The sequence below is a fragment of the Frankia sp. CpI1-P genome (genome assembly GCF_001421075.1).
Classification (GTDB): Bacteria; Actinomycetota; Actinomycetes; order Frankiales; family Frankiaceae; genus Frankia; species Frankia torreyi.
In genome coordinates, this window is the sequence record NZ_LJJX01000044.1 from 33,397 (window position 1) to 59,950 (window position 26,554).

Sequence of the window (26,554 nt, forward strand, 5' to 3'; positions counted from 1 at the left end):
NCGGCCGTCGGGACGGCGCACCGAGCTCGGTAACGGCACGCACACGTCGCCCTTACAGGCACCCTGCGGCTTGATGGCCCAGCCGGTGCCGGCCTGGAAGCCGGCGGGGTCCACGGTGAGATCGTCGAGGATCACGCCGTCTCCAGCCCCATCAGGCCCAGCATGGTCCCGGGGTCGACGCCCATCCGGTGCGACAGCGACAGGGCGTCCCAGTACTCNCGCCACGCGACGATGCGGCCGTCGTCGTTGACCTCGAAGATGGCGAGCAGGGGATTCGACACCCGCGTGCCGTCGTGCAGCATCGTCACATGGTCGATCCGTTCGGTGACGACGTGGCGGTCGTCGCTGACCACGGTGAGGATCTCGCAGACGCAGTCGGTGTAGTCGCCGGCCTGCCGGGCCAGTTCCTTGGCGATGAGCTCCCGGCCGCGCAGCGCCTCCCGGCCGGGGACGCTCATCTGGTACGTCGCGTCCTCGGCGAACTGGGCCAGCAGCCGGTCCATGTTGCCGACGAAGTCGCCCTCGTCGAACAGGCGCAACAGTTCGCGGACGGGTGCTTCCTGCCGTGTACCCATGGGCGGGGAGCCCTCCTCGGAGGTCGGGTCGGCCCGCTGGGTCGGCTCCTGCAGGGCCGCACGCCAGGTGTCCGGCGAGGTGTCCGGGGGCAGCGGGTTCCTCCGGGCAGGCCCGGAGGAACCGTAACCGCCGCCCCCGACGATCCGCAAGGATCAGGTTGATAAATGAACTCAACTGCCTATCTCATGACGCCTGCGTCCCCGCCCCGGCGGACGTGGCGGACGTGGCGGACGTGGCGGATGTGGCGGATGTGGCCGGGAAGACCAGCGGCAGGGCGTCCAGCCCGAGCGTGCCGCGCGGCCACTTCACCTGCGGCGACGCACCCGGGGCGAGATCGTAGTCGGGGATCAGCCGGTGCCACTCCTCGAGCACCAGGCGCATCTCCAGGCGCGCCAGGTGCGATCCCAGGCAGCGGTGCACCCCGGCGCCGAAGCTCAGGTGCGGGCTCTCGCCGCGGTGGAAGTTCACCTCGTAGGGGTCGGGGTGGCGCAGCTCGTCCCGGTTGGCGGCGGCGAGGTTGGTGGTGACCCGGGTGCCCGCGGGCAGCGTCCGCCCGTCCAGCACGGTCTCTTCGGTGGTCACCCGCGGCACGAACGGCGCCGGTGGGTCGAGGCGCAGGAGCTCCTCGATCGCGGCCGGGATGAGCGCGGGATCGTCGACGATCTCGCGGCGCCGGGCCGGGTTGCGGATCAGCCGGTCCATGCCGAACCCGAGCGCGTCCACGACGGTGTCCAGACCCGCCAGGACGAACAGGAAGCACAGGCCGATGGCCTCCTCGTCGGTCAGGGCCTCGTCGCCTTCCAGGCAGAGAAGCTGGCTCAGGACGTCGTCGCCCGCGACCCCGCGGCGCGCCGGGACGAGGTCGGCCAGGTAGCCGAACAGCCCCAGCGCCGTGGTCATGGCGGCCTCGGTCGCGGCCTCGTCGAGGGCGGTGTTTCCGGAGGGGTCGCTGAGCCCGAGGATNGCGTCCTTCCATTCGATGAACTGGTCGCGCATCTCCAGCGGTAACCCGAACAGCGTGAGGAACACCTGGACCGGGAAGATTCCCGCCACCTCGGAGACGTATTCGCACCACCCGCGTTGCACCAACGGCTCGATGATGTCGACGATCTGCCGGCGCAGCTCGTCCTCCAGCGGTCGGATGGCCCGCGGGCTGAAGAACGGCTGGAGAATGCGCCGGTAGCGGGTCTGGTCGGGCGGGTCGAACGCGATGGGCACGAGCGGCAGCGGGCTGCCGAGGACGTCGAACGCCTTCTTCGACGAGAAGACCGTGGGCTGCCGTAACACGGTCTCGACGGTCTCGACGTCGGTGGCCGCGACGCCGCCGTCGAGCTGCACCGTGCGGCCGTACTCGCGCATCTGGCGCCAGGCCGCGTCCCGATCCCGTGCGATCGGAAGATTGTGGATCGTGAGCTTCCCGCTGCTGTTCTCGTCGGTCATCGCCGTCTCCTCGAATCGTCCACCGGCGCGCCGTGTGACCCACGACTCATCCCGGGCATGTGAGGCAGAGTGCCTCATATCTCTTATGTGAGTCAAGGTGTCTCATAGAATTTCGAGTCGTGGAGACGACGGTCGAGGACGCCCGAATCGCCCNCACCCGCGCCGCGGTGCGCGAGGCCGTGCGGTCGCTGTTCGAGGAGGAGGGGCCCGCGGCGCTGACGCATCAGCGCGTGGCGCAGCGGGCCGAGGTGGGCCGGGCGACGATCTACCGGCACTGGCCGCGCCAGGTCGACCTGATCACCGAGGCGCTGAAGATCACCGAACAGCCGCTGCTGCGTGCTGGCGAGGGCCCCCTGCGGGAGTGGCTCAGCCGCGAGCTGATCCGGTCCGGGGCCGATCTCGCCCAGCCAGTCGCGCGGCAGTTCCTCACCACCGTCATCGCCACCGCCGACCAGAACCCGGCCGTGGCCGAACTCCGCGACGATCTGCTGCGGCGCATCTCGTCGCTGCTGCGCGGCGCGATCGACCGGGCGATCGCCGCCGGCGAGACGGTGGCGGAGCGCGACAACGACGAACTGCTCGCCCAGATCCTCGGCCCGTTGATCTTCAGAGCGACGATTCAACGCGCCCCCGTCGACCGCGCCTTCGCCGACCGCATCGTCGACGCCGCCCTCGGCCCCCCGGCCTCTTAGCCAGGACGCGTAGCCGTTTGGACCGCTGAGCGAATCTCGGCGCCTGCCGACGGGCGGGTTCCTGTGCTGGCCNCAGCCGTTTCAGGGAACCCGCCCGCCGGGATTCGAGTGGGTCAGCCCTTGCCGTTGCTGGAGCGGGCCGCGAAGGCGCGGGCCCGCTCGGCGACCTCCGGCGAGGAGAACGACTCGCTCTCGGTCGACAGGGCGTAGGGCAGCACCTTCAGGGCGGCGTGCTGCAGGTGCAGGTTGAGGGAGCGCTTGGTCTCCTGCAGCGCCTGGGCCGGCTGCTGGGCCAGCTTCTCCGCCAGCGCCATCGCCTCGTCGAGCAGCTTCTCGTGCGGGACGACCCGGTTGGCCAGGCCCAGCTCGACGGCGGTGGCGGCCGGGATCCGCTCGCCGGTGAACAGGTACTCCTTCGCCTTGAGCAGGCTCATCATGAACGGCCAGGTCACCACGCCGCCGTCACCGGCGACGAGCCCGACGTTGACGTGGGTGTCGGCCAGGAATGCCTTCTCCGACATCAGCACGATGTCGCAGGACACCGCGATGCTGCAGCCGAGGCCGACCGCCGGGCCGTTCACCGCGGCGATCACCGGCACGTGGCAGCCCAGGATGTGGTCGACCAGCAGCCGGGCGGTGCGCATGTTGGACCGGCGATGATCGAGGTCCTCGACGCAGGCCAGGAAGCCCGGCACGTCGCCACCGGCGGAGAAGGCGCGCCCGGCGCCGGTGAGCACGACGGCGCGGACCTCGCGGTCGCGCATGACCTTCACCCACACGTCGGTGAGCGCTTCGTGCAGCGCGTCGGTCATCGGGTTGAGCTTGTCGGGGTCGTTCAGCGTGATGACCCGGATCGGGCCGACCGACTCGTAGCGCAGCAGGTCGTGGGCGTCGTCTACCACTGGGGTTGGTCCACTTCGTGAGGACGGAAAGGGAGGATCGGAGCTGGCCGGAGCCGCCCGAGGGTCAGAGCAGCTCGAAGGCCCGAGCAGCTCGAGGATCAGAGCAGCTCGAGGGTCAGAGCAGCTCGAGGGTCAGAGCAGCTCGAGGATGGTGGCGTTGGCCTGACCGCCGCCCTCGCACATGGTCTGCAGGCCGTACCGGATGCCGTTGTCCCGCATGTGGTGGACGAGCGTGGTCATGATGCGCGCGCCCGAGCCGCCCAGGGGGTGGCCGAGCGCGATCGCGCCGCCGTTGGGGTTGACCGTCGCGGGGTCGGCGCCGAACTCGGCCAGCCACGCCAGCGGGACCGGTGCGAACGCCTCGTTGACCTCGAACGCNCCGATGTCGCCGAGGGACAGGCCGCTGCGCGCCAGCGCCTTGTGGGTGGCCGGGATGGGACCGGTCAGCATCATGACGGGATCGGAGCCGACGACGACCGCGGTGTGCACTCGGGCGATCGGGGTGAGCCCGAGCTCGGCCGCCTTCTCGGCGGTCGTCAGGAGCAGGGCGGCGGAACCGTCGGAGATCTGCGAGGCGTTACCGGCCGTGACGACGCCACCGTCCGGGCGGAACACGGTCTTCAGCTTGCCGAGGGTCTCGACCGTGCCGCCGCGGCGGATGCCCTCGTCGGCGGCGAACACGCCGCCGCCCGGCAGGTCGACGGGGGCGATCTGCGCCTCGAACCGGCCGCCGTCCTGGGCGGTCGCCGCCCGCTCGTGGCTGGCGAGGGAGAACTCGTCGCAGTCGGTCCGTGAGAAGCCCCACTTCTCGGCGATCATCTCGGCGCCGACGCCCTGGTTGGGACGCACCCCGCCGCAGTACTCGATGAACCTGGCCGGATGCGGCTTGGCGTCGCCGACCGCGGAACCCATCGGCACCCGGGTCATCGACTCGACGCCGCCCGCCACGACCACGTCGTAATGCCCGGCGATGAGCCCGGCGGCGGCGAAGTGGACCGCCTGCTGCGACGAGCCACACTGCCGGTCGACGGTCGTCCCGGGCACGTGCTCCGGCCACCCGGCGGTGATCACTGCCGTGCGGGCGACGTCGAGGGCCTGCTCGCCGACCTGCGAGACGACCCCCCACACGACGTCGTCGACCAGACCGGGGTCGATCCCGCTGCGGGCGGCCAGCTCCGTCAGCACGTGCGCCGACAGGTCGCCGGGATGGACCCCGGCCAGCGCCCCGTTCCGCTTGCCCACCGGCGACCGCACCGCTTCGACGATCACTGCATCCCGCATGACCCCACCACCTTGCCCATAGTCGTCCGTTTCTCGTTACCGGCCAGCGTCACACGCGAGGGCGTCACAGGCCCGCGGCCAGCGCCTTCGCCTCCCGGCGATGGGCGTGCAGGATCGGCTCGGTGTAGCCGTTGGGCTGCCGGGCGCCGTCGAAGATGAGGCTGGTGGCGCAGCGGAAGGCGACACCGTCGAAGTCCGGGGCCATCGGCCGGTAGGCCGGGTCGTCGGCGTTCTGCTTGTCGACGACGGCGGCCATCCGCTGCAGGCTGGCGTGCACCTGCTCCGGGGTGACGACGCCGTGGCGCAGCCAGTTCGCCATGAGCTGGCTGGAGATCCGCAGGGTGGCGCGGTCCTCCATCAGCGCGACGTCGTGGATGTCGGGCACCTTCGAGCAGCCGATGCCCTGGTCGATCCAGCGCACGACGTAACCCAGGATCGACTGCGCGTTGTTGTCGATCTCCTGCTGGCGGTCCTCGGCGCTCCACGCGCTCGGGTCACCGAGCGGGATCCGCAGGATGTCGCCCAGGTCCGCGCGGGGCCGCTCGGCCAGCTCCCGCTGGCGGGCGAAGACGTCGACCTGGTGGTAGTGCAGCGCGTGCAGGGTCGCCGCGGTGGGGGAGGGCACCCAGGCCGTCGTCGCGCCGGCCCGGAGCTGGCCGATCTTCTGGGTCAGCATGTCGGCCATCAGGTCGGGCATCGCCCACATGCCCTTGCCGATCTGGGCGCGTCCCGACAGGCCGGCTGCCAGCCCCTGGTCGACGTTGTTGTTCTCGTAGGTGGTGATCCAGGTCTGCGTCTTCATGTCGGCCTTGNGCACCATCGGCCCGGCCTCGAAGGAGGTGTGGATCTCGTCGCCCGACCGGTCCAGGAAGCCGGTGTTGATGAACACCACCCGCCGGCGGGCCGCCTCGATCGACGCGGCGAGGTTCACCGTGGTGCGGCGCTCCTCGTCCATGATTCCGATCTTGAGGGTGTCGGCGGGCAGGNCGAGCAGCTTCTCGACCCGGGTGAACAGGTCGACGGTGAGGGCGGCCTCGGCCGGACCGTGCATCTTCGGCTTGACGATGTAGATCGAGCCGGTGCGGCTGTTGCGCCGGGCCGCGTCCGCGCGCAGGCTCGGCAGCGCCGCCAGGGAGGTGATGATCGCGTCGAGGATGCCCTCGAACACATCCGCGCCGTCGGCGTCGAGGATCGCGTCGGTGGTCATCAGGTGCCCGACGTTGCGGACCAGCAGCAGGGCCCGGCCCGGGAGCACGACCTGCCCGCCGNCCGGCGCGGTGAACGTCCGGTCCGCGGCCAGTGCGCGGTCGAACGACGACCCGCCCTTGGTCACCTTCGCGGTCAGGGTGCCCTGGTTCAACGCCAGCCAGTTCGCGTAGGCCGCCACCTTGTCCTCGGCGTCGACCGCGGTGATGGAGTCCTCGAAGTCGACGATCGTGGTGATCGCGGCCTCGAGGACGACGTCCTGCACCCCGGCGGGGTCGCCGGCGCCGATCGAACCGGCGCGGTCGATCAGGATCTCGACGTGCAGGCCGTGGTGGACCAGCAGGATCCCGCTGGGGGACGCCGCCTCGCCGGTGTAGCCGCGCAGCGCCGAGGGGTCGACGAGGCCGGTCTTCGGGCCGGCGGTCAGCGTGACGACCANCTCGCCGTCGATGACGGCGTACTGCGCCGCGTCGGCGTGGCCGCCCTCGCGCAGCGGCGCGACCTCGTCGAGCAGCGCCCGCGCGTGGGCGATGACCTTCGCACCGCGGACCGGGTTGTAGGGCCCGTCGCGGTGCGCGCCGTCGTCCTCGGCGATCGCGTCGGTGCCGTAGAGCGCGTCATACAGCGAGCCCCAGCGCGCGTTCGCGGCGTTGAGNGCGTACCGGGNGTTGAGGACCGGCACGACGAGCTGCGGACCGGCGGTCAGCGCGATCTCGTCGTCGACGTTCTCGGTCGTGATCTGGAACGGCTCGGGCTCGGGCCGCAGGTAGCCGATCTCGACGAGGAAGTCGTGGTAGGCCTGCGCGTCGTGGTCCTTGCCGGCGCGGGCGCGGTGCCAGTCGTCGATCTTCTCCTGCAGCTCGTCGCGCTCGGCGAGCAGGGCCCGGTTGACGGGCGTGAGCGCGGTGATGATCTCCTCGACGCCCCGCCAGAAAGCCGCGGGCTCTACTCCCGAGTCGGGCAGGGCGGCGCTCTGCACGAACTCGTGCAGGCTCGCCGCCACCTGGAGGGCGCCGATCTGGATCCGTTCGGTCATCGTCTGTCCTTGTCGTGTCGTGTCGTTGCGGTGCCGAGCGGCGCGGGCGGGATGTGCGGCGCGGTTGGGATGTCCGGCGCGGTCGGGACGTCCGGGGCGGTCGCCCGCCGGTGGCCCTCGCCGTCAGGGGAAGATCGCCCCGGGGTTGAGGATGCCCAGGGGGTCGAGCGCCCGCTTGATGCGCAGGGACAGCTCCATCACCTCCGGGCCGAGCTGGTCGGGCAGCCAGGCCTTCTTGAGCCGGCCGACGCCGTGCTCGCCGGTGATCGTGCCGTCGAGCTTGATGGCGAGGTCCATCACCTCACCGAAGGCGAGTTCCGCCCGCCGGGTCATGTCCTCGTCCGCCGGGTCGAAGACGACGAGGGGATGGGTGTTGCCGTCGCCGGCGTGCGCGATCAGCGCGATCGTCAGCGCGCGGTCGGCCGCGATCGTCTCGATGCCCCGGACGAGTTCCGGCAGCCGCGGTAACGGCACGCCGACATCCTCGAGCAGCAGGGTGCCGCGCCGTTCCACCGCGGGGATGGCCGCGCGGCGGGCGGCGACGAACGCCTCGCCTTCGTCCGGGTCGTCGGTGGCCAGCGTCTCGGTGGCGCCGCTGGCCACGCAGGCGTCGAGCATGATCTTCATCTCGCGCTCGGCGGCGAGATGCTGGCTGTCGGAGCGGGCCACGAGCAGCGCGGCCGCGTCGCGGTCGAGCCCCATGTGCAGGACGTCCTCGACGGCGTTGATCGACGTCTGGTCCATGAACTCCAGCATCGCGGGCCGGATGGCGGACGTGATCGCCAGGATGGCCGCGGTGGCCGCCTCGGTGGTGGGGAAGGTGGCGACCAGCGTGCTCGACGGGGGCTGGGCCGGGATGAGCCGCAGGGTGGCCTCGGTGACGATGCCGAGCGTCCCCTCGCTGCCGACGAACAGCTTGGTCAGCGACAGCCCGGCGACGTCCTTGAGCCGCGGGCCGCCGAGGCGCACCGCCCGCCCGTCGGCGAGCACGACCTCCAGCCCGAGCACGTAGTCGGTCGTGACGCCGTACTTCACGCAGCACAGGCCGCCCGCGTTCGTCGCGACGTTGCCCCCGATGGAACAGATCTCGAACGACGACGGGTCCGGCGGGTACCACAGCCCATGGGCCGCGGCCGCCGCCTTGACCTCGGCGTTGAGCAGACCCGGCTGCACGACGGNCATCCGGGTGAGCGGGTCGACGCGGATCGCGCGCATCCGCTCCGTCGACAGCACGATGCCCCCGGTGACGGCGGTGGAGCCGCCGGACAGCCCGGTGCCCGCCCCCCGCGGCACCACCGCGACGCGGTGCCGCGCCGCCCACCGGACGGCGATCTGGACATGTTCGGTCGACTCCGCGCGCACCGCCGCGAGCGGCTGCCCTGCCAGCGGGTCCGCCGCGCGGTCACGACGGTACTTGTCGAGCAGGTCCGGCTCGGTGACGACCACCCCGGCGGGCAGCGCGTCGACCAGCTCGGCGAGCTTGGCGATGGGGACGTCCTCCACGGTCACAGGGGCCAGCCTTTCCGAGGGGAGGGTCCGCACGACGTCGCTGGCGACCCTACCGGGTTCCACCATACGGAAAAAGAAATCTGTATCGTGATACGAAGGTAGGGCGGGACGGCCGTCTCGGTCAAGACGAGCGCCGACAGGCAGGCAGAGTGGGGGCGAAGCGCCGGCCGCGTGCGGGCCACGTGGGCCGAGTCGGCCAGGTGGGTCGAGTCGGCCAGGTGGGTCGCGAGTGGGCGGAGTGCGGGCCGAGGCGCGGATGCCCGGGGTCGACGCCCGGGGCCGACGTCCGGCCCGAGGTGACCCGAGGTGAGAGGAAGGCGTGCGGGAATGCCGGTCGAGCAGCGTGTGGCAGGAGTGCAGTCGGTCCAGCGTGCCCTGGACATCCTCGAGGTGGTCGAGGCGGCGGGCGGCGGCTGTTCGATCAGCGCGATGGCCGCGGCGACCGGCCTGCCGCTGCCGACCATCCACCGGCTGGTCCAGACCCTCACCACCCGCGGCTACCTGCGCCGCCTGCCCGACCGCCGGTACTGCCTGGGATCCCGGCTGGTCCCGCTGGGCGCCGGCGCGAACGCGCTGCTCGGCGAGCGGGCCGCCCCGATCCTGCGCGAGCTCGCCGACGGGCTCGGGGAATCGGCCAACCTCGCGGTCCTGGCCGGCGAGCGGGCCGAGTACGTGGCCCAGGCTCCCGGGGTGTACTCGATGCGCACCTTCACCGAGGTGGGCCGGCGGGTTCCCCTGCACTGCACCGGCGTCGGCAAGGCGCTGCTGTCGACGCTCGGCGACGACGAGGCCCGCGCGATCCTCAGGCATTCGACGCTGTCCACCCACACCGCCACGACCATCGTCGAGGTCGACGCGCTGCTCGACGAGCTGGCCGGCATCCGCGCCCGCGGCTACGCCCTCGACGAGGGCGAGATGGAGGTCGGGGTGCGCTGCGTCGCGATGCCGGTGTCCGTGCCTGGAATGTCGCCGATGGCGCTGTCCGTGTCAGGTCCCGCGGTGCGCATGAACGACGACCTCGCCGGGCGTGCGGCGCCGGCCCTGTCACGCGCCTGCGCCGCCCTCGCCGCGGCCCTCACCTGAACCTGAACCACCAGCAGCCTCGCGCAGGAGCGGGAGGAGTTCGGCGAGCCGGTCGAGCTGGTCGCGGGNGGACCTGAGGTCGACGGTGCCGATTCGGCAGACGAGGTGCCGCGCGCCGGCGGTGATGTAATGCCCCAGGCGCGCGGCCACCTGCGCCGGCGGTCCGGTGATCACGGCCTGGATGGCTTCGAGGTCGCGCAGCGCGAGCCCGTAGTTGGNCCGGCTGTAGTCCGCCAGGGTGTCGCGCCCGCTCTCCTCGGTGTCGGCGATCAGCACTGACACGAACAGGGCAGGCGTGATCGTGCCCGGGACGCGGCCCGCGTCGGCGGCTGCCCTCCGTACCTCGGCCAGACCGCTGCGGTAGTCCGCCGGGTCGGGCGGGTAGGGCAGCCACCCGTCGTAGCGGCGGCCGGTGCGGGCGAGTGCCGCGGGGGCGGCGCCGCCGAGCCAGATCGGCGGGCCACCGGCCTGGCTGGGCGCTGTGGCCGGCGGGATCTCGTCGAAGTGCAGGAGATCGCCGTGGAAGGAGGTCGGGCCGTCGGCGGTCCACAGCCGGCGCCACAGGGCGACGGTCTCGTCGAGCCGGGTGAACCGGTCGGCCCAGGCAACCTCGGACAGGTCGTGCAGGGGTCGGCCGAACCGGCCGGGGAAGCCCGCGCCCACGGCCACGGTCAGCCGGCCGCCGGAGAGCAGGTCGAGGGAGGCGAGGGTCTGCGCCGCCTGCACGGGCCGGCGAAGTACCGGCAGGAGCGTCGCCGTGCCGAGGGTGATGCGGTCGGTGACCGGTGCCACGGCGGCAAGCATGGTCAGCGCCTCGATGCGCGGGCCGAGCAGCGAGTCGTTGACCCACAGCGAGTCGTAGCCGAGTTCCTCGGCCCGGACCGCGAAGTCGACGAGCTCACGTGGGTCGGTTCCCGCACCCCACTGGGCCTTTCCGATCGGGACGAGCACGCCGAGGCGGATGTCATCGGTCATCCGCCTGTCATCGGTCATCCGCCTGTCATTGGTCATGCGCCGCATCGTGCCGGCGGCGGTGAAGGGCGGCAATTCCCCGGGAGGAATGGCCGGCGGGCGATCCCGGGCGGTACAACGGGGTTCGTGGACTTCCCGNGGGCGCTGCGCGAACGTCGGCTCCGCCGCCGGCTCAGCCAGCTCGAACTGGCCGAGCGGGCGGGGACCACCCAGCGGCACGTCAGTTTTCTGGAGAACGGCCGGTCGGAACCGGGCCGGGCCATGGTCGTCCGGCTGGCGGAATCCCTCGACCTGCCGCTACGGGAGCGCAACGGTCTGCTGCTCGCCGCGGGCTATGCCCCCGCCTACCCGCGCACATCGTTGGACGACCCGCAGCTGGCGCCGGTGCGCGCCGCGCTGACGCACATCCTGACCGGGCACCTGCCCTACCCGGCGATCGTCGTCGACCGCCACGGCGACCTGGTCGCCGCCAACGAGGCGTTCGCCCTCCTCGCCGACGGCGTGGCGCCGGACCTGCTCGGGCCCGGCACCAACGTCTACCGCCTCGCATTGCATCCCGCGGGCCTCGCGCCGCGCATCGTGAACCTCGCCGAATGGTCCCGGCACATCCTCAACGGCATTCACGCCGAGATCCTGCGCAATCCCGACGACCGCCTCAGCGATCTCCACGCCGAACTCGGCCGGTACGTGCCGGCCGAGCCGCTCAGGCCGGACCATCTCGGCTTCGCGGTTCCCCTGCACCTTCGCTCGGCCGCCGGGGAACTACGGCTCATCAGCACGATCACCACGTTTGCCACGGCCGTCGACGTCACCATCGCCGAACTGAAGCTCGAGGCCTTCCTCCCCGCTGACCAGCCCACCGCCGCCCTCCTGCGCCGCACGGCCTCCCGGTAGCGGCCTGGGCGCGGCTGTACTACCTCTGACCGGCGGCGTTACTTCCGGCCGGCAGCGAACTCGGCCTGGGGAACGAGGGTGTTTTCGCCGCCCGACGTCGGCAGCACCTTGGCGAGGACCTCGTCCCACCAGGCGATGAACGCGAGGTCGTAGAAACCCGCCCCGGGCAGATCGTCCTGCGGGTCGAACGACTTCACGGCCGGCGTCACGGACTGCCGACCATACCACTGGTCGACCACGAAGCAGCCGCGACCCCAGGTCCGATAATCGGTGGGGGTGCTGTCGATCGCGCGGTTCACGACGGTGAACATATGCTTGTCCGAATGTATTCCCACGATGCCGTAGAGCTCGACCCGGGTGCCCTCGGGTAGCAGCGGTGCGTACACCTTCAGGGCTGGCCGCTTGAACACCTTGGTGACGAGCGCCCCGTTCACCGCCCACGCGTAGTCGTTGCACACACCGTAGAAGAATCCGGCGGTCGGGTCCTTCTCGAACTTGGCCAGGCCCTCGGCGAGGTACCTGGTTCGGGCGTTGCGACCGGGGCCGATCGACTCCGGCAGGTAGGTGCAGGTGTCCGGCGTCGGTGGCCGGAGGCTCTTCGCACCCGGCGCCTTCAACTCGTCCCGGGTCTTCCGCTGGCCCACCGGCGCCTTGTCCAGCACCGCCGAGAAAGCGTTCTCCACATAACTGTTGGCCCCCAGCACCGAAACGCCTATCGCGTCGTTCACGCGCCGCATCGTCTCCGGCCAGGTGAACTGCTCCGGATTCGCCTCCGCCATCTGTTTCCCCCCTGGATCCACGCTGCTGTGCTCGTCGTCAAAACTAGCAGTCACGGTCGCCGCGGGGATTGACTTCGGGGTAGGCCGGCGAGAGAGGACGGGATCGAGGCAGCCCGGACGACTCCAGCCCGGCAGGCCCTGGAGCCGGTACGGTCCTCCAGACGGTCCTGACCTCCACCCGCCACGTCACCACCCGCCACGTCACCAGGAGCGGCACATGCAGGTTCTGACCAAGCAGCCCACGACCAAGGGGCCGGCGGAGGTGTTCACCGGGGACGTGTGGTTCGACGTCGTCGCCAGGGGAGAGGAACCCTCCCGGGTTCGCGTCAACACGGTGCGCTTCGCGCCCTGCGCCCGTACGGCCTGGCACTCCCACGCCGTGGGCCAGACCCTCTACGTCACCGAGGGTGTCGGCTACGTGCAGGCCCGCGGCGGCGAGGTCGTGGTGATGCGTCCCGGCGACGTGATCTACACGCCGCCCGGCGAGGAGCACTGGCACGGCGCCGCGCCCGACCACTTCATGACACACATCGCCATCTGGGAGGCCCCCGCCGACGGTCCGGAGGTCACGTGGGGCACCCACGTCACCGACGCCGAGTACTACCGCAGGTAGCGAGTCCGACGCCGCCGCGGCGCGCGACCCGCACCGCACCGCGGGCGAACGGCGCGCGGGGAGGACTGCGGTGCGACGCGCACGATCCGCAGGCGTCAGACCGCGCAGAGCGCACCGCAACGGGCCGCGCCTCGGGCGGCGAGCCGGTGAAACTAGGCCCGGGCGACCGCCTCGCGGACGGCCGGCACGACCTCGCCCGCCCAGGTGCCGAGGGCGAGGTCGGTCGACGTGCCGTCCTGGACCGGGAAGTAGACGAAGCCGGCGGCGCCGAACGTCAGCACGGCCGCGGTGAGTTCGTCGACCCACTGGGCGACCGAACCGCCGATCCAACGGCCGGCATCGTCGCGGGTGGCGGTCAGCGGCGTCGAGGTGAAGCGGCCGGGGAGGTTGTAGATGGTCGCGATCTCCGCCGGGTTCCGGCCGGCCGCCGCGGCCGCCGCGTCGATGAGGGGGCGCGACTGGGCCACCCGCACACTGCGCCAGTCGGCGGCGTAGCCGGGAATCCAGCCGTCGGCGAGCCTGCCCGTGACCGCCAGCGACGCCGGGCCGCCTGAACCCGTCCAGATCGGCGGGGCCGCGACGGACGCCGGAACGAGGCCCGCGACCTGGTAGAACTCCCCGTCGAAGGTCACCGGGTCCCCGCCGCCGCAGAGCGACTTCACGACGAGGATCGCCTCCTCCATCGCCCGGACGGCCTGCGCTGGAGAACGTCGAAGGATGCCGAGCCGGGCCATGTCGTCCCACAGCCCGCCCGCCCCGATCCCGAGCGCGACGCGCCCGCCAGTCAGCGCGGACAGCGCGGTGACCGTGCGGGCCAGCATCGGTGCGGGTCGGCTCGGCACGTTGGTCACGTTCACCGCCCCGGTGACCCGCGCCGTCCGGCCCAGGACGACACCCAGGACCGCGTAGGCGTCCAGCCGGTCGGCGAAGTACGGATGATCCGACAGCGTGACCAGGTCAAGCCCGTCGCGATCCGCCTGCGTCGCGTGCGCGAGCAGGGCGTCCACCTCGCCGACGCCGGTCTCGAGGCCGAATCCGAACAGAACCTTCTCGTGGGTCACCGGCGATCATTCCTCTCCACTTCGGGCCTCGGCACGGCGGTCAGGTGAGGTCCCGCCGGGCCCGGCGAGGACCGTCGAGGTCCCCTCCCGCACCCTCCGTCCCGGCGCGGAGCGCGGGAAGACCGGGCCGGGGCTGGTAGGGATCGGGGCTGGTAGGGGCCGGGGCTGGTAGGGGTCGGGGCTGGTAGGGCCCGGGCTGGTAGCGNCAGAGCCACGCTTGCGGGGCTCGGGTTCAGGGCACGAGGCACGGGGCAACGACGGTCGCGGGCACTTACCGGGGTACCGCACCGAGATCCGTCCCCGTGACCTTCGAGTGTCGGATCATGGGTGGCGGAGCGGGCGGCGGGATCACGGTCGCTCCTCGGTCGTACCGTCCGTGCTCGGAAGGGTCTGGTATNGGTATGCGTGTCCGTTCGCCGGAATTCGACTTCACCGACGTCTCGCCGCGCTGGGGCGCGAACCTGGAGGCCGTCCATCTCGTCAACGCGCAGGGCATCATCCCGGCCTACATCGAGCCGTTCCTCATCAAGGTGATGCGCCGCGCGGCGGAGGAGCTGGATCCGCTGGTCGACGCCGAGCTGCTGCACGACATCGACCTGTTCAACCGGCAGGAGGGCCAGCACTACCGGCTGCACCGGGCGTTCAACGCGATGGTCCGCGACGGCGGCTACCCGGACATGACCGACTACGAGGCCGTCTTCGAACGGGACTACGAGCACTTCCTGCGGACCAGGTCGCTGCGCTGGCTGCTCGCCTACTGCGAGGGCTTCGAGACCATCGGCTCGACCGGCGCGGAGCTGTGGGTCGACGGCCTGATGGAAACCGAACTCGGCGCCCCGCCGTCACCGGCGGCCGACCTGTGGAAATGGCATCTGGCCGAGGAGTACGAACACCGCACGGTCGTGAACCGCGTCTACCATCGCCTCTATGGCCGCCCCCGGCTGGTCGCGTGGTTATACCGGGCCCGAGGCATCGTCACCGCCTCCCGGCACCTGAACCGGCGCACCTCACCGCTGCGGAGATATCTGCTGGACGTGGACCGGCGCGGGATGACCGACGAGCAGCGCCGACAGTCCGAGGAGCGGGAGGCGGCCACGGCCAGGAAACTCGGCACGGCGAACCTCCGCCGGCTCGCCCGGGCGTTCTCGCCGTTCTACGACCCGGCGACGACGCCCCCGCCGGCGGGCCAGCAGGCCATCCTGGCCCGCTACCCCGCGGCCGCCGCAGGACGAGGACGGTCCACAAGCACGTGACCCCGAGGCTCGCGCGCTCGGGGTCCGGCGGCCGGGTCCAGAACCGGGCTGGCGGTCAGGCCCAGCGGATGACGTCGGCGGGGTCGAGCCGGGGGAGCCGGTCGAACCAGGGGTTCTCCCCGGGGTGGCCGATGTTGATGACGAGCAGGGACTTCCAACGGCCGTCCGGGAAGAACTCGGCGTCGATCGCCGCGGCGTCGAAGCCGGCCATCGGCCCGGCCACCAGGCCCTGGGCGCGGATGGCGAGGATGAAGTAGCCCGCCTGNAGCGGCCCGTTGACCTGGGCCATGGCGCTGCGGGTGGCCTCGTCCGCCTCGAGGGCGTCGCGCATCTGTGGCCGGATCGGCAGCAGCGTGGGGGCGTGCTCGTGGAAGCGCGAGTCGACGGCGAGGATGGCGGTGACGGGCGCCGAGGCGGTCTTGACCCGGTTGCCCTCGCTCATCAGCGGCAGCAGCCGCTCCTTGCCCTCGGGCGTGCGCACGAAGGTCACCCGCAGCGGCTGCAGGTTGGCGCTGGTCGGCGCCCACCGGGTGAGCTCCCAGATGGCGGCGAGCTGCTCGTCGCTGACCGGGGTGTCCGCGAAGGCGTTCCCCGTCCGTGCCTCGGTGAACAGCAGGGCGCGCCCCGCCTCGTCGAGGACGGGAACGTCCGGCGCCTCGATGCTCTCGACGGCAGAGGTCATGCGTGAGCTCCCTGAGTATGTGTAGCGCCTCGTACTGCAGGCGTAACTCTAGCCAGGCGCTTCAGTGTTCCCCGCCCGGTGTCCGCTGCGCCACATCCGCTCCCCCCGGGCATCCCCGATCTCACGCGCGGTGGCGGTCGACCGACCTTCGCGTCCACCGCGTGCTCAGTGGACGCCCTGTCCGGGCTTTGGCGGGTCGTCCCCGCGGAGAGGTCACACCGGTCGCGGCGGGTAGCCCATGCCGGTGGTGGCGTCGAGCGCTCTGATCCGGTCGAGCACGCTGTCCGGTGAGGGTCGCGTCAGTTCGTCGACGATCCTGCCGTCCGAGAGGAAGACCACACGGTCGGCCTGCGCAGCGGCGACCGGGTCATGCGTCACCATCACAATGGTCTGACCGAACTGGCGTGCGCATAACTGAAGGAACGAGAGGATTCCAGCGCCGGCGCGGGAATCAAGGTTGCCGGTCGGTTCGTCCGCGAAGACGATGTCCGGCCGTCCCATCAGGGCTCGGGCACAGGCGACTCGCTGCTGCTGACCACCGGAAANCTGGGAGGGCAGATGGTTCAGCCGGTCCGCCAGACCGACGGCGCGAATCACGGCGTCGAACCAGCCGTTGTCCGGCCTGCGCCCCGCGATGGTCAGCGGCACCGTGATGTTCTCGGCCGCAGTCAGAGTGGGAATCAGGTGAAAATTCTGGAAGATGAACCCGATTCGGTCTCGGCGAAGGCGGGTGAGCTGCCGGTCCGTCATCCTCGACAGCTCCACCGGACCGATCCGGACGGANNCGGACGTTGGTCGGTCGAGGCCGGCCAGGCAGTGCATGAGGGTGGATTTTCCGGAACCCGACGGGCCCATGATGGCAGCGAACTCGCTGCGGCCGAAGGCGACGGACACGCGGTCCAGTGCCAGCACCCGGCCATCACCGTACCCGTAGACCTTGGTGAGCCCCATGGNGGCGGCGACTGTCGTGGCCGGGGGTGCTGGCGGTGGCATGCCAGGCCAGACGCGGGGCCGAGTCACAAGGCGATCTCCGTCGGAGTGTCCGGTGGTTCACCCCGCCGCAGCTCGCCGGGTGGTTCATGACCGGCGGCGCCGACAATGCGAGGCCGAAGCCCGGTCGCAGCACCCATGAAACCGAGTGTACCGGCGCCGAGGCGGCGAGCAGCGTTACCGGAGCGACCATAGTGACCGCTGCTGTCGTGATGGTCCAGGAGAATGGGTGCGGATCCGGTTGTGGCCCCTTGNAGGGCGGCGCACAGTTTCCAGGCATGCCAGGCTGGCACGCGTTCGTCATTGCCTCCGGTGACCAGCAGGATCGCGGGGTAAGGTGTACCCTCTTTGACCTGGTGATAGGGGGAATAGGCCAGGAGCCCACGCAGGTCCGCAGGGTCGGTGGGGTTCCCGTATTCTTCCCGCCAGAGGTCGCCGAGACCTCCGACGGTGTAACGCGTCATGTCAGCGAGCGGAGCCGCGCAGACCACGGCGGCAAACAGGCTCGGTGTCCGGGTCAGTGCGGCGGCGGCGATCAGACCGCCGTTGCTGGCAGCGAGGACCGCCAGCTGACCCGGCTCGGCCTCACCGCGCTCCGTCAGGGTGGCGGCCGCCGCGCACAGGTCGTCGACGACGGCGTTCTTGCCCGTTCCCCGCCCGGCCGCTGCCCAGGCNGGCCCGAACTCGCCGCCGCCACGGGTGTGGACCCAGGCCACTCTTCCGCCCGCGTGCAGCCAGGCGGCGATCAGGGGATCCCAGGTGGGTTCCAGGGCGATGCCGAAGCCGCCGTACACGGTGACCACTGTGGGAGCGGGACGATGCCGGGCGTGGGGGTTGGGATCACATACGGTCACAGGCACCGCGGTTCCGTCCCGGCTGGCGATCGTCAAGGTGCGTAGTGATGTTCCTTGGCCGGGTGCCGAGAAGCCCCTGAGGTCGACATGGGACGCGAGGCGGCGGCTCCAGGTGCCCTGACGCGGATCGTCGGCGAGAATCCACAGCGCGTCACCGCCGCTGCCCGCGCTGGGTGTGGTCACCGGCCCGAGCCTGAGCCTGGCCTGCCAGGTGAAGCCGCTCCCGGGGGCGGGGGCGCCCTCGGGAGCATGCACGTCGAGACGGCGCGTGACGCCGGTCCGCCGCAGCACCACCAGACGCGGCGAGGCCTCCGGCCCCATCACTCGCAGGGCGGACACCGTCGACGCCGCCTCGGTGTCCGGCGAGCCCACCGGGAGCAGCGGGGCGTCCTGACCACGGGCAAGTCGCGCCAGATCGATGTCGAACACCCGTCCCGCAGCGAGATAGCACCTGCTCCAGCCCAGAGCGAGCGCCGTGACGGGGAGGTGGCCGACGTCCAACGGCTGCCAGTCCGGGACGGTCTGGCCGGTCCATCGGGTCACCCACCAGGTCAGGCCGTCGGGGGTGGCGGGAGCCGCCGGGCGGATACGCAGCACGAGATATTCGCCCCAGCCGGCATGGAGGGACAGCCGGACCGGTCCATCAACCGGAACAGCCACCTGGTGGGCAGCGCCGGAGTCGAGTCGGCGGGCGGCCAACCGGTGCTGCGTCCTGGTGCCGGCGGTGTACAGCAGCCAGTCGCCGACGAAGGCGACTGCGGGGAAGGGCGCGGCGTCGGCGAGACTCTCGCCCGGTGCGCCGGGGTGGGATGGGATCAGCCGCAGTCCGCCGTTCTCGTAACCGTCATGGTGACGCTGTACGGCGACCAGATCACCGGTGGGGGAGGGCTGCCAGGCTGCGATCCGGCCCGACGTGGCGGAGTCGACCAGGGTATGCCGGACGCCGTCTGGGGCCTGGACGATGAGCACCTCCGCGTCGGTTTGGTGCTCGTGGCGGAACAGGAGCCCGCCGGCCTCGGCCGGCGGGCTGAGCAGCCGCCCGTGCGCCGCGCGGTCGATCCGGGCCAACAGCGCAGCCCAGCCAGGATCATCGGTCTGACGCCTCACGTCCCGTAACGCCAGAGCCTGGCGAGTGAGCCAGGCCCTCGTCCGAGGGCCGACGGCGTCCTCCAACCACCGGTATGGATCCGCCGGCTCATGCGGCCCGTCGGCGGGGCTATCCACGTCCGGTCACCACCGGGATGCGCGCATCGGCGGTGGTCGGGTCAGCCTGTCGAGCGGCGACCAGGCCGCCGGCGAGCGCGAGGAGGACGACGGCGAGCGCGGCGCCGCTCACGGTCGCGGTGAGTCCGAAGGCGCGCACACCCAGGCCGGCGAGGACTGATCCCAGCGGCGAGACGGCCTGGGCGAGNAATCCGATGCCGCTGTGTACCCGGCCCTGCATCTCGTTCGGAGTGATGCCGATCTGGACCGTGGAGATCACCACCGTGATCACCGGTCCCGCCGCCGCGGCGACCGCGAGTGGGATCGCGGCCGCCCATGTCGCGCGAACCAGTGTGAACCCCGACAGCGCCAGCGCCACCACAGCGGTGCCGAGCGCGATGCCCCAGGCGGGCGGTAGGCGTCGCGCCACCGATGCCGCGATCAGGGACCCCCCGAAGGCGCCCGCACCCAGCGCGGCGGTCTGTATGCCCACTCCGATGCCGGCGCCGGTTCCTGCGCTTGTCGAGGCGATGATGACGATGATCAGGCCGTTGAAGACGACATTGATCACGGCTGCGTTCACTGCGGCATAGCGCAGAAACGGGGTTAACACGATGAAGCGGATACCTTCCGTGGCGGACCGCAGCGGATGCCGTCCGGCCCTCCCCGGCCCGGCGGGTGCGGCTGGCATGGCGGGCAGCAGGGCCATGCAGACGACGGAGACCAGGTAGGTGCAGGCATCGACGGCGAAGAGTTCCTGCGCATTCACGCCGAGGAGGGCCATGCCGGCCAGCGGGCCCGCGACCATCGCGGTGGCCGCCCGGGTCTGGATCAAGGCCAGCGCACTGGGCAGGAGATCGGGCTGAACGATGGTTCGCAGGGTGACGTTCTCCACCGGTGCCAGGGCGCTGCCGATCGTTCCCACCAGGAATGCCGCCGCCAGCAGCACGGGCAGCGACGCTCGGTCCACCGCTGTGAGCAGGGCCAGACTCGCGAGCACCAGCACGCCGAGCGTGTTGCCGGCGAGGGACAGCAGCCGACGATCGTATCGATCGGCGACCACACCTGCGGGTAATCGTGCGAGCACGATTCCTACCGACAGTGCGGCGCCGGCCATGCCCGCCTGCCGGACGTCGCCCGTCGACCGCAACGCGACCACCGGCAGGGCCACGGCGGTGGCCGCCGTGCCCATCGCGGAGGTGGATTCCCCCGTGTACAGCAACCAGAAGCGTCTACCCAGGCCGCGGGTCATGGCGCGCCGGTGGCGAACTGCCGGTCGATTCCGCGCATCGGGTGGGTCGCCAGCAGGGTGGGGACGGTGACCGCAGCGAACGCGGCGGCGAGCACCCCCAGGCTCCAGGGAACATCGAGGATGGGAAGCGGCCCCAACCCCAGCGCCAGGGCGAACGGGGACAGGCATACCAGTGCGGTGCCAGCCGACAGCCCGACGCCCACCAGGGCTGCGCCGAGCACCTCGTAGAGCGCGCAGCGGGCCAGTTGCAGGCGGCTGAGGCCGAGCGCCCGCAGGTGCGCGCGCTGCGCCCGGCGGTCCCGCTGGGCGAGCGCGCAGATGTTGGCCGCCGCGAGCAGCGCGTAGCCGGAAACGACGGCGACAACGAGGTGGCCAGCGAGGTTGTCCTGCGGGCTGCGCGGGGTCAGCCGGTCGAGATACTCCGCGCGGGACGACAGTTCCTGCCCGGGGAGCCGGGGCCAGCCACGGATGTCTCCCGACAGCAGGATCTGCTCGGCGTGCGGGTGTGCGGTGTGGGCGAGGGCACTGGAACGGGGCAGCAGGAACTCGGGGAAGGCGAGGTCGCGGCGGTAGACGGCGACCAGCCGCAGCGACTGCACGCGCCCGTCGGACAGCCGCAGGGCGACCGGCTGGCCCAGTCGCCAGTGGTGCTGTTCGGTCTGGGCGGCTCCCGCCGCGAAGGTGCCCTCCCGCAGGTCTGCGAGCTGGCCGTGCTTCACTCCCAGGTCCAGGAACTGCCCCAGGGACCCGCCTTCCACCCCCCACGTCCTGGCGGCCTCGGGCTGGTCGTCCAGGGTTGTCGCCGGTGGAGTCAGCTCCGTGGCCACCAGCGCGGTCGCGGTGGCTCCCCGGATCGCGCCCGGGGTGATGGGCAGCCGCGCGCCGGGTTGCGCAGCCACGACACCGTCGGCGAGCAGGCCCTGCTCTGTCTGCCGCTGGATGGCGGCGCCCATGGTCGCACCGGAACCAAGCAGGCAGACCGCGGTGCCGACCGACAGGAGCACCGGTACGGCGATTGCTGCGGTCCGCAGCGGCGCCGCCCGCAGTCCCGCCGCCGCAATCGGCCCCACCCGGCGGTCGAGGATGCGCAGGGCTGCGCACACGGGTCGGGTCAGGGTGGGCATGATCCAGGGGGCCAGCACGGCCAGGCTGGGGATGATCATCAAGGCCAGTCCTGAGGCCAGGGCCGCCTTGTACACGCCCGGCAGGCTCAGGAAGGTCAGCAGCACCAGGATCGGCAGGCACAGCATCGCCGCCATCACCAGCCCCGCCACCAGGCGGACCGGATTGCGGCTCGGTGCCATCGCCAGCCCGGCATCGCGCAGCAGGCCGATCGCCGTCACCCGGCCGGCGGCGAAGACGCTGCCCAGAGCGGCAAGTACTGCGACCGCGGCGCTTCCCACGCAGACCCCGCCCATCACGGCCAGGCACAGAGCCGCCGACGGCAGATGTGCCGAGGAGGGGAACAACTCACGCCCGATGAGCAGCCGCCGACCCAGGTACGCCGCCGGCAGTGTCCCCACTGCGGCCCCGAGGGCGGCTGCGGGCAGGGCGAGACGTGCAACGTCGCCGCCCACCAGCCACCGCAATCGCTCGGCCGTGACACCGAGGGCGCGGAGCACCGCGAACTGCTCCAGCCGCTGCCCGGTCCATAGCGACACCGTGGAGCCGATGACCAGCACCGCTCCCATCAGCAGCAGCGACAGCAGCAGCGACAGCAGGTTCTCCGCGTCCTTCGCCGACGCGGCCGCAGGGGAGTCCGCCGGGTAGCCGGGGCTGTTCACGGCCAAGATGAGCAGGAGGCACGCGCCCACCCCCGCCGCGGTCACCGCGCAGGCCGCCGCGGCGCCGGCCACCCGCCCGGGGTAGGCACGGATCTCGGCGGCGAATAGTCGATGCGAGCTCATCGGCCGGCCCCGGTGGTCCCATGGTCGAGTGCCGCGATCACAGTTTCCTCTCGACAGGTGTCCAGTACGCTGGATGCGTTCGGGGAGGCCACCCAGACCGTGGCCTCCCCGAACTTACTTCTCGACCATTTCTCGCCCGATCCTGGATCAGTGGCAGGCGAAGTAGCTGATCGAGCTGAACGGNGCGTCGACGACGATCTCCTCGTCGAGCTCCTGGAGCGCCAGCACGTACATCATGGGCAAATCACCTCCCGTCAGGCGTGGGGTCATCCCGGATACCGGGCGCTTCATTCCTGGCGGCGTTCACCCGTACATCGAGGTGTACGCCTGGGAGTAGACGCTGCCCGGAGCTTGTGGTGGCTTCCACCGCGAGCAGAGCTCCGGCGGAGCCCGTCGCCAGATCGACCGACAGCCGTACNAGCTGATCCCCGTGCAGAACGTGGCCATCGTCACGGGCAACAACGTGCAGGGCGAGCAGTTGCGACTGCTCGTGCGCGGCTGCCCGCCATTGTGGCTGACGGTTTGCGGCGTGGGCAAGAAAGTAGACCAGGCCGGCANGGCCATTGAACAGGCCACCCTGGATGACGATCTGGACCGCGCAGGCTCGGGCTGCGCCGGAGACGATGCGATCGACGTCGAGGGTAGCGGCCTGCGCGGCAGGGAGGGCCATCGCGGCGAATGCTACGCCGGCCGATCCCTCGGCCAGATAAGGCAGAAGGCGGTGGGAACTCTCCATCTGCAGCATCTCGCCGACCAGGCGAGNCCGGCGAAGATCGCAGCGAATCGCCTTCTCAGCAGCCTCTGCCCATTCATCGTGCCCGGTCACCTGATGGCAACGGGCGAACAGGATCGCGGGTCCCGACCATCCGTGCATCAGGCCTGGGCGGTCCAGTACGCCCGGCTCGCCAATCCTCGCGGCTGTCTCATGGGCGAGCCGCAGAGCCTCGTCCTGCGCCCCCACGTCCAGCAGCATCTGGGCGATTCCGGTCAGTCCGCCGAATAGCCCGGGTGAGCGTGGCATTGGCGCCGCGATGATACGGTCGACCAGGTTGGCCGCCTCCGGGTGGTGCAGACGGTGTAGTAGCCAGGCCGCGCCGGCCAGCCCGTCGTACAGCCCGGTGGGTATCCCGTCCGGAGCCCGTCGCGCCGCTCGCACCACCCAGTCGACGTGGTCCGGGTCCAGCTTCGCGCCGGCCACATCTTGGGCCAACAGCACCCCGGGCGCGCCGAAGGCGAGTCCGAGGGACCCGCCAGGACGGTGCAGGGCGATATCTCCCGGATAGAGGCGGTCGAGGCGATGAGGAGTCGCGGCAGCCAGCATGCCGCGGACAAGCTGCCCGCGCTGTGGCTGAGGCGGAGCCGAGGTTTTCCCGCCACCGNACGCGAGTAGATGCGGGCGGAGTGCGGCGGACAGAGCCAACCGGTCCTTCATCCGGCCGAACAGCTCTTGCGGAACCATGGGGAACGCGGATTCGGCCAACTGAACCAGCCGGCCCACGGCAGCCGGATTTCGGATGGTGAGTACGGTCCACGGCACGAACACGGCGANCTGGCAACAGCCGAGGGCGAACAGGTCCGCGTCACGCGCCGAGGTGATCGACGGATCCATGAAGCCGGGGGCGCCGAGCGCGGCCCGCCGGTCTGCCGCCATCGCCGTGGCAAGTTCGAAGTCCACCAGCGCCACCGTGCCGTCCGGCCGGACGATGATGTTACGGGGATGGAGGTCGCCGAAGGCGATGCCCGCGCCGTGTAGCTCTTCGACGCACCTCTCGACCTGTTCCAACCGGTCCACCGCGAGCCGGGCGAACTCCGATCTCATCAGGTCGCTCGGCCGGTACTGGGTCAGCGGGTACTNCCGGCCCATCCAGGCGTTGAGTGTCTCGCCCGGGATGTGTTCCATCGCCAGGTAATGGTGTTCCCATTCGGTGAAGTAGTCGATGACATCGGGGGTGAAGGAGAGGTCGTCGAGCCTCTCCAGTACCTCCCGTTCGGCACTCAGGCGGGCTACGGCGTCCTGACCGTTCCTGTCCAGGCCGGCGTGCGGCCGGGCCTCCTTCAGCACGACCTGTCGCTCCATCGGATCGTGAGCAAGGTAGACGCCGCCTGCGTTGGAGAAGTGCAGTGCCGCGGTGACCTGGAAGCGGCCCAGNGTCGCGTCCCCGCCGGAGGGTGTGGTGGCCAGTCGGCTGGCGATGAAGTCCGGGGTATACGCCCACTTCGGCACCGTGAAGACCGGCCGTCTGGTGTCCGGCACGAGCCGGCCGGCTGGATCGCGCATGGCCGGAACCCGGGTGCCATCCGGTAGTTCGCACCACCTCAACGTGAAGGCGCCGAACCGTATGGAGAGCGGGCCGTCATTCCAGCGGAGGTCCGAGAGCACGTACGGTCCAGGATGTCCTCGCAGCGCGCCGTCGAGCTCCACCAGAGCCGTGTGCAGCTCGGCCCCGGTGCGCGGGTAGACAGTGATGACCTTGCCGCTACCAGACCTGCTGGCATACTTGGAGTTCGTCATGGTGACGATGAGACGACTACGCAGAAATTTCCAGGGTATGCGGAGCCTGCAGAGGATCTCTCCGGCGATTTTTATCGTTTCTTCGGCCGTATCCGGCGTGCCGCTGATGTGGATCTTCCAGCCCTGCTCTAGCATCTCCGACGGTTCTGTCGGGGCCAGTAATGTCCACACGCCCTGGTCCGTCCGCCGCCAGCCGTCCGGCGTTTCGTGCTCCGCGAACCGGGAGTCGCTGTCGTCGCTGAGCTCCAACGGTTCGTACCAGGTCGGGTCGGCGATCGTATATGCCTCATACCGAGGATCCATGCCCGCCGCCCTTCTGCCATCGAGCCCGGAGTATTTAATGCAGCAAGTATTTCAGTGACGTGACATCGGCCCTTCTCGGCCATCATGCCCGGTGCCACACGATGTGACAACCTCATTAAGCGGGACCTGAAAAACGCAGGTCAGCGAGATGGTCGGACATGCGGATCGCGCGTCGTGTCATCATGCTCGCATGACGACGCGAATCGTGATAGCGGATGACCAGGCCAGTGTCCGCGAGGGGTTCCGCCACATACTGGAGGCGCAGGGGGACATGGCGGTCGTAGCCGAGGCCGCCGATGGGTTGAGCGCCTTGGACCTGGCACAGAAACTCCGGCCCGATGTGTTGCTTGCCGACATACGCATGCCCCTACTGGACGGTCTCGAACTGACCCGTANACTGGTTGACGTCGCTCCATCCGTCCGAGTCGTCGTGGTGACCACGTTCGACCTCGACGAATATGTGGACACCGCACTGTGTGAGGGTGCGTCCGGATTTCTGCTCAAACGTTCCGGTCCGGCACTGCTCGTGGAGGCGGTCAAGGCAGCGGTGGCGGGGGACTCGCTGATAAGCCCACAGGTCACTACCCGGCTGCTGCGGCGGCTCGCCCCGGTCAGAAGGGGGGGAGGCGGCCCGGCTGAACCGCTGACCGCCCGTGAGGAGGAGATAGCCGGTCTGGTGGCTCAGGGAATGACCAACTCCGACATCGGTGCGGAACTCTTCATCTCGCTGGGAACCGTCAAGACGCATCTTGCGAACCTTCAGCGAAAGCTGAAGGTTCGCAACCGGGTGGGGATCGCATCCTGGGCCTGGGACGCGGGTCTCAGCGGACGGCGGTGACATGGGGGTGGATCTGCCGAACGGCGGATAGCCCTGCCGACGAGCCCGCGTCATCATGGAGGGCATGCGACGGCCGACAAGGAACCATTCCGGCGACGCGGTGGACGGTCCCGGCCCCGCCGTGGATCGGCGGGCGGAGCTCGATCCTCGGCGGGTCACTGCCATGACACCCTATGCATCGACTTCGGTTGCGCCGCGGAGCAGGAGTCTGCCCAGAGGGGTGATGGTGTGCAGCACCAGATTGCGGTTTCGGCGGGTCGCAATGAGGCCCGCCGCACGCAGTACTGCCGTGTGTTGGCTCACGGCGGCGGACGAGACACCCAGCAGGTCAGCAAGCTGACTGGTCGAGGTTCCGTGAGGAATTGTCAAGACCTGTGGATGGTGATCGTTAAGCGGCTTGGTTGACGGGTGTGGTGGTGGGTCGTTCGACGAGCTGGNCGGCTTCGAAGACGGNGCCGGCGCGGACGAGGGCGACGAGGTGGGGTGCGTTGACCGCACGCCAGCGGGCCTGGGCGGCCTCGATGAGCNTGAACGCCATCGCCAGCCCGGCGGCTCGTGATCCCGGTCCCTTGGTGACGCGGGTGCGGTGGCGCACGGTCGCGAACGTGGACTCGATCGGGTTCGTGGTCCGCAGGTGCACCCAGTGCTCGGCGGGGTAGTCGTAGAACGCCAGCAGCACGTCCAGATCGTCGATGACCTTCGCGACGGCCTTGGGG

The 26,554-nt window shown here is 70.7% G+C and carries 16 protein-coding genes and 31 pseudogenes; 7 read left to right on the forward strand and 40 right to left on the reverse strand.

What is annotated here, in order from left to right:
- Position 1: 1 nt before the first annotated feature.
- The 3 genes and pseudogenes from FF86_RS63790 to FF86_RS56245 all read right to left on the reverse strand — a co-directional run.
- Positions 2-135, reverse strand: a pseudogene (locus tag FF86_RS63790) (TlpA family (seleno)protein); the annotation flags it as partial.
- A gap of 84 nt (positions 136-219) precedes the next feature.
- Positions 220-575 (reverse strand): annotated as a pseudogene (locus tag FF86_RS56240) (nuclear transport factor 2 family protein); the annotation flags it as partial.
- A gap of 184 nt (positions 576-759) precedes the next feature.
- Positions 760-1,539: cytochrome P450 (locus tag FF86_RS56245; protein WP_242419395.1), on the reverse strand; the 780-nt coding region annotated here is incomplete at its 5' end.
- Positions 1,540-2,195: 656 nt separating this feature from the next.
- Between FF86_RS56245 and FF86_RS23750 the strand changes: the two genes are divergently transcribed.
- Positions 2,196-2,708, forward strand: a complete 513-nt coding sequence (locus FF86_RS23750) for a TetR/AcrR family transcriptional regulator (RefSeq protein ID WP_255355901.1) — start codon at positions 2,196-2,198, stop codon at positions 2,706-2,708.
- Positions 2,709-2,821: 113 nt separating this feature from the next.
- Here the strand turns inward: FF86_RS23750 and FF86_RS23755 are convergent, their stop codons facing one another.
- The 11 genes and pseudogenes from FF86_RS23755 to FF86_RS56285 all read right to left on the reverse strand — a co-directional run.
- Positions 2,822-3,610 carry an enoyl-CoA hydratase/isomerase family protein gene (locus FF86_RS23755; RefSeq protein WP_044886984.1) on the reverse strand — a complete coding sequence of 263 codons (789 nt, stop codon included), beginning with the start codon at positions 3,608-3,610 and terminating at the stop codon, positions 2,822-2,824.
- A gap of 132 nt (positions 3,611-3,742) precedes the next feature.
- Positions 3,743-3,988 (reverse strand): annotated as a pseudogene (locus tag FF86_RS56250) (acetyl-CoA C-acetyltransferase); the annotation flags it as partial.
- 1 nt (position 3,989) lies between these two features.
- Positions 3,990-4,891: pseudogene (locus FF86_RS23760) on the reverse strand (thiolase family protein); the annotation flags it as partial.
- Between the two features lie 64 nt (positions 4,892-4,955).
- Positions 4,956-5,703: pseudogene (locus tag FF86_RS56255) on the reverse strand (malate synthase G); the annotation flags it as partial.
- 1 nt (position 5,704) lies between these two features.
- Positions 5,705-5,877, reverse strand: a pseudogene (locus tag FF86_RS56260) (hypothetical protein); the annotation flags it as partial.
- 1 nt (position 5,878) lies between these two features.
- A pseudogene (locus FF86_RS56265) lies at positions 5,879-6,159 on the reverse strand (malate synthase G); the annotation flags it as partial.
- A 1-nt stretch (position 6,160) separates the two neighbouring features.
- Positions 6,161-6,535 (reverse strand): annotated as a pseudogene (locus FF86_RS56270) (malate synthase G); the annotation flags it as partial.
- Between the two features lies 1 nt (position 6,536).
- Positions 6,537-6,752, reverse strand: a pseudogene (locus FF86_RS56275) (hypothetical protein); the annotation flags it as partial.
- Positions 6,753-6,764: 12 nt separating this feature from the next.
- Positions 6,765-7,133: pseudogene (locus FF86_RS56280) on the reverse strand (malate synthase G); the annotation flags it as partial.
- Positions 7,134-7,256: 123 nt separating this feature from the next.
- On the reverse strand, positions 7,257-8,311 hold a 1,055-nt coding region (locus FF86_RS23770), incomplete at its 5' end, for an FAD-binding oxidoreductase (RefSeq protein ID WP_242419396.1).
- Position 8,312: 1 nt separating this feature from the next.
- A pseudogene (locus FF86_RS56285) lies at positions 8,313-8,642 on the reverse strand (FAD-binding oxidoreductase); the annotation flags it as partial.
- Positions 8,643-8,969: 327 nt separating this feature from the next.
- Here FF86_RS56285 and FF86_RS23775 point away from each other — a divergent pair.
- The gene (locus FF86_RS23775) at positions 8,970-9,725 is read left to right on the forward strand and encodes an IclR family transcriptional regulator (protein WP_082122121.1); all 756 of its coding nucleotides are present in this window, start codon (positions 8,970-8,972) and stop codon (positions 9,723-9,725) included.
- A gap of 69 nt (positions 9,726-9,794) precedes the next feature.
- Here the strand turns inward: FF86_RS23775 and FF86_RS56290 are convergent.
- Together FF86_RS56290 and FF86_RS23780 are read right to left on the reverse strand one after the other, a co-directional pair.
- A pseudogene (locus FF86_RS56290) lies at positions 9,795-9,943 on the reverse strand (LLM class flavin-dependent oxidoreductase); the annotation flags it as partial.
- 1 nt (position 9,944) lies between these two features.
- Positions 9,945-10,718: pseudogene (locus FF86_RS23780) on the reverse strand (LLM class flavin-dependent oxidoreductase); the annotation flags it as partial.
- Positions 10,719-10,836: 118 nt separating this feature from the next.
- Between FF86_RS23780 and FF86_RS23785 the strand changes: the two are divergent.
- Positions 10,837-11,591: pseudogene (locus tag FF86_RS23785) on the forward strand (helix-turn-helix domain-containing protein); the annotation flags it as partial.
- Between the two features lie 38 nt (positions 11,592-11,629).
- On the opposite strand, the gene FF86_RS23790 reads toward FF86_RS23785, so the two are convergent.
- Positions 11,630-12,319 carry a hypothetical protein gene (locus tag FF86_RS23790; RefSeq protein ID WP_128423355.1) on the reverse strand — a complete coding sequence of 230 codons (690 nt, stop codon included), beginning with the start codon at positions 12,317-12,319 and terminating at the stop codon, positions 11,630-11,632.
- 268 nt (positions 12,320-12,587) lie between these two features.
- Between FF86_RS23790 and FF86_RS23795 the strand changes: the two genes are divergently transcribed.
- Positions 12,588-12,983 (forward strand): cupin domain-containing protein, encoded by a 396-nt coding sequence (locus FF86_RS23795; protein WP_044886977.1) that lies wholly within the window; start codon positions 12,588-12,590, stop codon positions 12,981-12,983.
- A 152-nt stretch (positions 12,984-13,135) separates the two neighbouring features.
- On the opposite strand, the gene FF86_RS23800 is transcribed toward FF86_RS23795, so the two are convergent.
- Positions 13,136-14,044 carry an LLM class flavin-dependent oxidoreductase gene (locus FF86_RS23800; protein WP_044886976.1) on the reverse strand — a complete coding sequence of 303 codons (909 nt, stop codon included), beginning with the start codon at positions 14,042-14,044 and terminating at the stop codon, positions 13,136-13,138.
- A gap of 401 nt (positions 14,045-14,445) precedes the next feature.
- Between FF86_RS23800 and FF86_RS23805 the strand changes: the two genes are divergently transcribed.
- On the forward strand, positions 14,446-15,297 hold the full coding sequence (locus FF86_RS23805; RefSeq protein ID WP_044886975.1) for a metal-dependent hydrolase: 852 nt from the start codon (positions 14,446-14,448) through the stop codon (positions 15,295-15,297).
- A gap of 55 nt (positions 15,298-15,352) precedes the next feature.
- Here the strand turns inward: FF86_RS23805 and FF86_RS56295 are convergent.
- From FF86_RS56295 to FF86_RS68010, 20 genes and pseudogenes are all read right to left on the reverse strand, one after another.
- Positions 15,353-15,562: pseudogene (locus FF86_RS56295) on the reverse strand (malonic semialdehyde reductase); the annotation flags it as partial.
- Position 15,563: 1 nt separating this feature from the next.
- A pseudogene (locus tag FF86_RS23810) lies at positions 15,564-15,979 on the reverse strand (malonic semialdehyde reductase); the annotation flags it as partial.
- Between the two features lie 213 nt (positions 15,980-16,192).
- Positions 16,193-16,524: ATP-binding cassette domain-containing protein (locus FF86_RS56300; protein WP_255355900.1), on the reverse strand; the 332-nt coding region annotated here is incomplete at its 5' end.
- Between the two features lies 1 nt (position 16,525).
- Positions 16,526-16,762: pseudogene (locus FF86_RS56310) on the reverse strand (ABC transporter ATP-binding protein); the annotation flags it as partial.
- Positions 16,763-16,764: 2 nt separating this feature from the next.
- Positions 16,765-16,932: pseudogene (locus FF86_RS56315) on the reverse strand (ATP-binding cassette domain-containing protein); the annotation flags it as partial.
- Between the two features lie 63 nt (positions 16,933-16,995).
- A partial coding sequence (locus FF86_RS67950) for a hypothetical protein (RefSeq protein ID WP_396230043.1) occupies positions 16,996-17,223 on the reverse strand: 228 nt, incomplete at its 5' end.
- Position 17,224: 1 nt separating this feature from the next.
- Positions 17,225-17,643: pseudogene (locus tag FF86_RS67955) on the reverse strand (prolyl oligopeptidase family serine peptidase); the annotation flags it as partial.
- A gap of 1 nt (position 17,644) precedes the next feature.
- Positions 17,645-19,047: pseudogene (locus FF86_RS67960) on the reverse strand (hypothetical protein); the annotation flags it as partial.
- Positions 19,040-19,234, reverse strand: a 195-nt coding sequence (locus tag FF86_RS56320; RefSeq protein WP_242419398.1) for a hypothetical protein, incomplete at its 5' end; no start/stop codon positions are given. The gene FF86_RS56320 and the pseudogene FF86_RS67960, both read right to left, overlap by 8 nt.
- Before the next feature lies 1 nt (position 19,235).
- Positions 19,236-20,278, reverse strand: a pseudogene (locus FF86_RS67965) (MFS transporter); the annotation flags it as partial.
- Positions 20,275-22,185: an FtsX-like permease family protein gene (locus FF86_RS56325; protein WP_044886970.1), complete on the reverse strand. Its 1,911-nt coding sequence runs from the start codon at positions 22,183-22,185 to the stop codon at positions 20,275-20,277. The gene FF86_RS56325 and the pseudogene FF86_RS67965, both read right to left, overlap by 4 nt.
- Positions 22,186-22,369: 184 nt before the next feature.
- Positions 22,370-22,476, reverse strand: a pseudogene (locus FF86_RS67970) (hypothetical protein); the annotation flags it as partial.
- A partial coding sequence (locus FF86_RS67975; RefSeq protein WP_396230045.1) for a hypothetical protein occupies positions 22,430-22,603 on the reverse strand: 174 nt, incomplete at its 5' end. The gene FF86_RS67975 and the pseudogene FF86_RS67970, both read right to left, overlap by 47 nt.
- Position 22,604: 1 nt before the next feature.
- Positions 22,605-22,742 (reverse strand): annotated as a pseudogene (locus FF86_RS67980) (hypothetical protein); the annotation flags it as partial.
- Between the two features lies 1 nt (position 22,743).
- Positions 22,744-22,947, reverse strand: a pseudogene (locus tag FF86_RS67985) (hypothetical protein); the annotation flags it as partial.
- A 1-nt stretch (position 22,948) separates the two neighbouring features.
- Positions 22,949-23,564 (reverse strand): annotated as a pseudogene (locus tag FF86_RS67990) (hypothetical protein); the annotation flags it as partial.
- Position 23,565: 1 nt separating this feature from the next.
- Positions 23,566-23,733 (reverse strand): annotated as a pseudogene (locus FF86_RS67995) (hypothetical protein); the annotation flags it as partial.
- 1 nt (position 23,734) lies between these two features.
- Positions 23,735-24,039, reverse strand: a pseudogene (locus FF86_RS68000) (phosphotransferase); the annotation flags it as partial.
- A gap of 1 nt (position 24,040) precedes the next feature.
- Positions 24,041-24,334, reverse strand: a pseudogene (locus FF86_RS68005) (serine/threonine protein kinase); the annotation flags it as partial.
- Position 24,335: 1 nt separating this feature from the next.
- Positions 24,336-25,000: pseudogene (locus FF86_RS68010) on the reverse strand (hypothetical protein); the annotation flags it as partial.
- A 190-nt stretch (positions 25,001-25,190) separates the two neighbouring features.
- Between FF86_RS68010 and FF86_RS56330 the strand changes: the two are divergent.
- Both FF86_RS56330 and FF86_RS23840 read left to right on the forward strand, forming a co-directional pair.
- Positions 25,191-25,395: response regulator transcription factor (locus FF86_RS56330; RefSeq protein WP_242419399.1), on the forward strand; the 205-nt coding region annotated here is incomplete at its 3' end.
- Position 25,396: 1 nt separating this feature from the next.
- A pseudogene (locus FF86_RS23840) lies at positions 25,397-25,838 on the forward strand (LuxR C-terminal-related transcriptional regulator); the annotation flags it as partial.
- Between the two features lie 171 nt (positions 25,839-26,009).
- On the opposite strand, the gene FF86_RS68015 reads toward FF86_RS23840, so the two are convergent.
- The gene (locus tag FF86_RS68015; protein ID WP_082122120.1) at positions 26,010-26,207 is read right to left on the reverse strand and encodes a winged helix-turn-helix domain-containing protein; all 198 of its coding nucleotides are present in this window, start codon (positions 26,205-26,207) and stop codon (positions 26,010-26,012) included.
- 159 nt (positions 26,208-26,366) lie between these two features.
- Positions 26,367-26,554, reverse strand: a pseudogene (locus tag FF86_RS56335) (transposase); the annotation flags it as partial.